This window comes from Oleiphilus sp. HI0043 (assembly GCF_001634935.1).
This window is the reverse complement of sequence record NZ_LWEY01000140.1, coordinates 1-559: the sequence shown is the minus strand read 5'-3', so window position 1 is coordinate 559 and position 559 is coordinate 1. Positions and strand designations below refer to the sequence as shown.

The window sequence follows — 559 nt, the reverse complement described above, 5'->3', positions numbered from 1 at the left end:
TCATGAGCAGAGTTATTGATTAAATCGCTTGGATTTGAGATTACCTAAGAGAAGTATGTTCTTAATTCAGGTCAAGCAAAAAAACCGGATTCGCTGGGATACGAATCCGGTAAATAGTGCGAGTAGTATCCATGAAAGTCTTTCATTGCTGATAATTGCACTTCGCTTATCAGACACTCAAAGTATTAGTCAGATCGCTCAAAAAACAAGCATTTTTTAATGATATTTTCTTCTAAGTTGGCGTGCTAACCTTTGATATGGTTTTTAGCCGACGAGAGATTAGCCTGTGCTGGAACTCCAGCACTTAGCGGTGTGGTTTGTGTTCTGAGTGAATATTGTCCGTATCCCAGGGCAATAGGCGGTAATGAGGTTGTGATTGGGCAAAATTCATAAAAGGGTATTTGATGATGTCGAAATAGGGGGAGTAATCGAAATCACTGGGGGTGCACAGTTTGGGGTTGCGTCGATAGATTTTTACTTCATGTTGCTCGCTGCGCTTGACCAAGGGAAGAATCGGATACTGAATTGAAGCAAAAGCCTCTGCGATCATTGTTGAGCA

The 559-nt window shown here is 41.5% G+C and carries 1 pseudogene; it reads right to left on the bottom strand.

Annotated elements, in window-relative coordinates:
- Positions 1-304: 304 nt before the first annotated feature.
- Positions 305-559, bottom strand: a pseudogene (locus tag A3729_RS33750) (hypothetical protein); the annotation flags it as partial.